Genomic DNA, 4,225 nt, shown 5'->3' on the forward strand with positions numbered 1-4,225 from the left:
TGGTGGTGCTCGGCGCGGCCGGCGCCACGGAGATCGCCGCCGAGGCCGCTGCCGACCGGAGCGCCACGGGTGCCGAGCGGGCCCCCGCCGGTGCGCCGCGTCCCGGCGAGGTCTGGTGGGCCGACGTCCCGTACGCCGACGGCACCGGCTCGAAGGTGCGGCCCTGCCTGGTGCTGCGGGCCGACGACGGGGGCGCCGACGTCCTCAAGATCACCAGTCAGGACAAGAGTGCCCGCGACGACCACGTGCGCATCCCGACGCGGGAGTGGGATCCCGACGCCGACCACGACAGCTTCGTGGACCTGGCCGAACCGGCGTACGTCCCGCTGGCCGACTTCTCCCGCCACGCCGGCGCGTGCGATCCCGCCCTGTGGCGCCGCATCCGCCGCCTGCCCCACCTGCCCGGCGCCTGACCGGCGGTCGCCGGCGACGGTGGAGGGCGCCCCGTCCGGGCCGGCCGCACCGCCGGCGTCGCCGGTGCGGCGCACGGGTGGCGGTGGCGTGTCAGTCCCAGGCCTCGGCGAGGGCGGCGAGCTGGTCGGCGTACTCGATGCGTGCGGCCCACCCGGCGGGCCAGGCCGCCATGCCCCGGGCGGTGCCGACGAAGGCGCCGGCCAGCGCGGCGATCGAGTCGGAGTCCCCGGCGGTGGTGGCGCCCCGGGCGAGCGCGGCCACCGGGTCGTCGACGTGCCGGATCGCGCAGAACAGGGCCGTGGCCAGCGCCTCCTCGGCGATCCACCCCTCGCCGGTGTGCCGGCACGGGTCGCCGCCGTCGTCGGGGCCGGCGAGAGCGGCGTCGAGGCGGCCGAGGACCGCGAGGCACTCGTCCCAGCCCCGGGCGATGAAGTCCTCCGGCGCGTCCACCCCGGGGCGCTGCCACAGGTCGCCGAGCCAGTCGGCGCGGTAGACCCGCCGCTGGTCGCGGGCCCGCTCGACGAGCAGTCGGGGCAGCTCCGCCAGGGCCGCGCCGTCGCGCAGCAGCCGCACCGCGTACGCGGTCAGCTCGCTGGCCGCCAGGCCGGTCGGGTGGCCGTGGGTCAGCCCCGCCTGGAGCTGGGCCAGCCCGGCGAGGGTGTCGAGGTCGACGTCGACCAGGCCGACCGGGGTGACCCGCATGTTGGCCCCGCAGCCCTTCGAACCGGCCACCGTGGCCTCCTGCCACCGCACCCCGCGCCCGAGTTCGGCGCAGGCGCGCAGGCAGGTCATGCCCGGTGCCCGGTTGTTCTCCGGGCTGGCCGCCCAGTCGAGGAAGCGTCGCCGCAGCAGCGGCCCGACCGCCTCGGGGGTCAGCGCCGGCGCCTCGTGCAGCGCCCAGCCGACCGCCAGCGCCATCTGCGTGTCGTCGGTCACCAGCGCCGGGTCGCCGGCCAGGTCATGGGGGCCGGTCGGCCCGTAGCGGCGAACGATCTCGGCGACGGTCAGGAACTCGGTCGGCTTGCCCAGCGCGTCACCGTAGGCGAGGCCGAAGAGCGAGCCGGCGGCCCGCCGGAGCGAGGTGTCGATCATGCCCGTGATCATGCCGCCCGCCCGCAACGCTCACCACTCGACGGCGTCGCCGTACGCCGGCACGGGCAGCCGGCGGGGCGCCGGTGCGACGGGCCGGCTCAGGCGGAGAAGACCAGGCAGAAGGGGTGACCGGCCGGGTCGGCGTAGACCCGGAAGTCGTCGCCCTCGCCGGGCAGCCGCCGGGCACCCAGCTCCAGCACCCGCTTCTCGGCCGCCTCCACGTCCGCCACCTGCACGTCCAGGTGGAACTGCTGCGGGCGCTCCGGGTCGGGCCACGCCGGCGGGCGCAGGTCGGGCGCCGCCTGGAACGCGAGGCGGTGCCCCGAGCCGGCGACCACGACCCAGCCGTCGTCGCTGGCGTCGGGATCGACGGGCAGGCCCAGCAGCTCCGAGTAGAAACCGGCCAGGGCCCGGGGGTCGGGGCAGTCGATGACCACTGTGCGCAGTTGTCCGATCATGTCGGCCATCCTGCCCCGTCCGTACGACGACAAACGTCAGTCCTCGGCGAGTCGCCGTCCCGCGTCCCGGCAGGCCGCGAGCACCTCACGCGCGTACTGCGGCGTGGCGCGGGCGAGACCGCAGGCCGGGGTCACCACGACCTGCTCGGCGAGCTGCCGGCGGGGAAAGCCGAGACGGTCCCAGAGTTGGCGTACGCGGTCGGCGACCTGCGCCGACGTCGGCGCCCGCCCGGCGGCCGACGGCCCGGTGGAGGCGGCGCCGGCCAGCAGCCCGAGCCCCGCGTCGATCGCCTCGCCCAGCGGGTCCAGGTCGGTGACGAGACCGAGGTCGAGGGCCACGCCGACGGCGCCGGTCGAGCGGATCAGCTCCAGCGGCACGTCCGGCGCGCAGCAGTGCACCAGGGCCGGCACCCCGGCCGCCTCGACGACCGTGCGCAGCAGCGACGCGGCGTCGCTCGCCTCCACGGCCCGGTACGCGCCGAGCCCGCTCTCGGTGGGCACCCGCCCGGCGAGCACCGTCGGCAGCGACGGCTCGTCGAGCTGGAGCAGCACGGTGGCGCGCGGCAGCCGGCGGGCGACCGCCGCCACGTGCCCGCGCAGCCCCTCCGCGAGCGAGTTGGTGAGGTCCCGGACCGCGCCGGGATCGCGCAGCATCCGGCCGCCGATGGGCAGCTCCAGGGACGCGGCCAGGGTCAGCGGGCCACCGGCCTGGATCTTGACCGGTCCCGCGTACTCCTCGGCCTGCTCCGCGAGCTGGTCGAGGTCGCGTTCCATGAGGTCACGGGCGCGGCGCAGGTCCCGCCCCGGACGCGGCGCGACCCGCCAGCGGGCGGCGTACAGCTCCACGGGCAGCTCGACCAGCAGGCCAGCGCTCCGGCCGATCAGGTCGGCGCCGGGACCCCGGGCCGGCAGCTCCGGCAGGTGGGGCAGGGCGGGAAGCTCACCCAGGACGATCCGCTGCGCCTCGGCGATGTCGGTGCCGGGAAGCGAACCGATGCCGGTCGCCGCGCCGGCCGGCCAGGGCCACACCTGATCTGTCACGGGCGAAGACTAACCGGTCCGTGGATCGGCGGGTGAGTCGTCAGGCGGCGATGGTGGCGGAGCCGAGCACGACGTCGCCGGCCGGGTCCGGCCGGTACGCCACGATCGCCTGACCGGCGGCGACCCCGCGTACGGGGCGGCGCAGCTCGGCGCGCAGCCCGTCGGCGGTCAGCTCGACCGTCGCCGGCACCACGTCCCCGTGCGCCCGCAGCTGCACCTCGCACTCCAGCGGCACGTCGGGGTGCGGGCCACCCGTCCACACCGGGCGCTCGGCGCGCACGCGGGACACCTCCAGCGCCTCGGCGGGGCCGACGGTCACGGTGTTGGTCTTCGGCGTGATCGACAGCACGTAGCGCGGCCGGCCGTCCGGCGCCGGGCGGTCCAGGTGCAACCCGCGCCGCTGCCCGACCGTGTACGCGTACGCGCCGGTGTGGCTGCCCACCACGGCGCCCGTGGCGGCGTCCACCACGTCGCCGGGCGCCTCGCCGAGCCGCCCGGCGAGGAAGCCGCGGGTGTCCCCGTCGGCGATGAAGCAGATGTCGTGCGAGTCCGGCTTGTCGGCCACGGCCAGCCCCCGCCGGGCGGCCTCCTCGCGGACCTGCGCCTTCGTCGAGTCGCCGAGCGGGAAGATCGACCGGTCCAGCTGCTCGCGGGTCAGCACCGCCAGCACGTACGACTGGTCCTTGGGCAGGTCGACGCTGCGCCGCAGCAGGCCGTCCGCGCCGAGCCGGGCGTGGTGGCCGGTGACCACGGCGTCGAAGCCCAGCGCCACCGCCCGGTCCAGCACCGCGGCGAACTTGATCTTCTCGTTGCAGCGCAGGCAGGGATTGGGGGTACGGCCGGCCGCGTACTCGGCGACGAAGTCGTCCACGACGTCTTCGTGGAAGCGCTCGGCCATGTCCCAGACGTAGAACGGGATGCCGATGACGTCGGCGGCGCGGCGGGCGTCCCGGGAGTCTTCCAGCGTGCAGCAGCCGCGCGCGCCGGTGCGGTAGGTCTGCGGGTTTCGGGCCAGCGCCAGGTGCACGCCGGTCACGTCGTGTCCCGCCTCGACGGCTCGCGCCGCCGCGACCGCCGAGTCCACCCCGCCCGACATCGCCGCCAACACCCTCACCGGCTCACTCCCTCCACCCCACCGACCCTATCCCCGCCCCACCCCCACCCCGCTCCACCCCCCCCCCCCCCCCCCTCCTTTCCCCCCTCCCTCCCCCCTCCCACCC

Annotated in this window: 5 protein-coding genes; 1 reads left to right on the forward strand and 4 read right to left on the reverse strand. The window is 76.7% G+C overall.

Going from position 1 to position 4,225, the window contains the following annotated elements; all coding sequences use genetic code 11:
* A partial coding sequence (locus tag V6U77_RS29655) for a type II toxin-antitoxin system PemK/MazF family toxin (RefSeq protein ID WP_334610041.1) occupies window positions 1-413 on the forward strand: 413 nt, incomplete at its 5' end.
* 91 nt (window positions 414-504) lie between these two features.
* On the opposite strand, the gene V6U77_RS29660 is transcribed toward V6U77_RS29655, so the two are convergent.
* The 4 genes from V6U77_RS29660 to mnmA all read right to left on the reverse strand — a co-directional run bounded on the left by V6U77_RS29660 (window position 505) and on the right by mnmA (window position 4,119).
* Window positions 505-1,506, reverse strand: a complete 1,002-nt coding sequence (locus V6U77_RS29660) for an ADP-ribosylglycohydrolase family protein (protein ID WP_334610042.1) — start codon at window positions 1,504-1,506, stop codon at window positions 505-507.
* 98 nt (window positions 1,507-1,604) lie between these two features.
* The gene (locus V6U77_RS29665) at window positions 1,605-1,964 is read right to left on the reverse strand and encodes a VOC family protein (RefSeq protein ID WP_334610043.1); all 360 of its coding nucleotides are present in this window, start codon (window positions 1,962-1,964) and stop codon (window positions 1,605-1,607) included.
* A gap of 36 nt (window positions 1,965-2,000) precedes the next feature.
* Window positions 2,001-3,005, reverse strand: coding sequence for a methionine synthase (locus V6U77_RS29670; protein WP_334610044.1), 1,005 nt, complete (start codon window positions 3,003-3,005; stop codon window positions 2,001-2,003).
* Window positions 3,006-3,045: 40 nt separating this feature from the next.
* Complete coding sequence (gene mnmA, locus V6U77_RS29675; protein ID WP_334610045.1) at window positions 3,046-4,119, reverse strand: tRNA 2-thiouridine(34) synthase MnmA; 1,074 nt, start codon at window positions 4,117-4,119, stop codon at window positions 3,046-3,048.
* Window positions 4,120-4,225: the final 106 nt, after the last annotated feature.

It is taken from the genome of Micromonospora sp. CPCC 205546 (assembly GCF_036902715.1).
Lineage (GTDB): Bacteria > Actinomycetota > Actinomycetes > Mycobacteriales > Micromonosporaceae > Micromonospora.

What these genes read in the sequence shown, in the direction of transcription:
- V6U77_RS29660 (WP_334610042.1), bottom strand. Translation starts at nt 1,506, where the DNA reads ATGATCGACACCTCGCTCCGGCGGGCCGCCGGCTCGCTCTTCGGCCTC.
- V6U77_RS29665 (WP_334610043.1), bottom strand. Translation starts at nt 1,964, where the DNA reads ATGATCGGACAACTGCGCACAGTGGTCATCGACTGCCCCGACCCCCGG.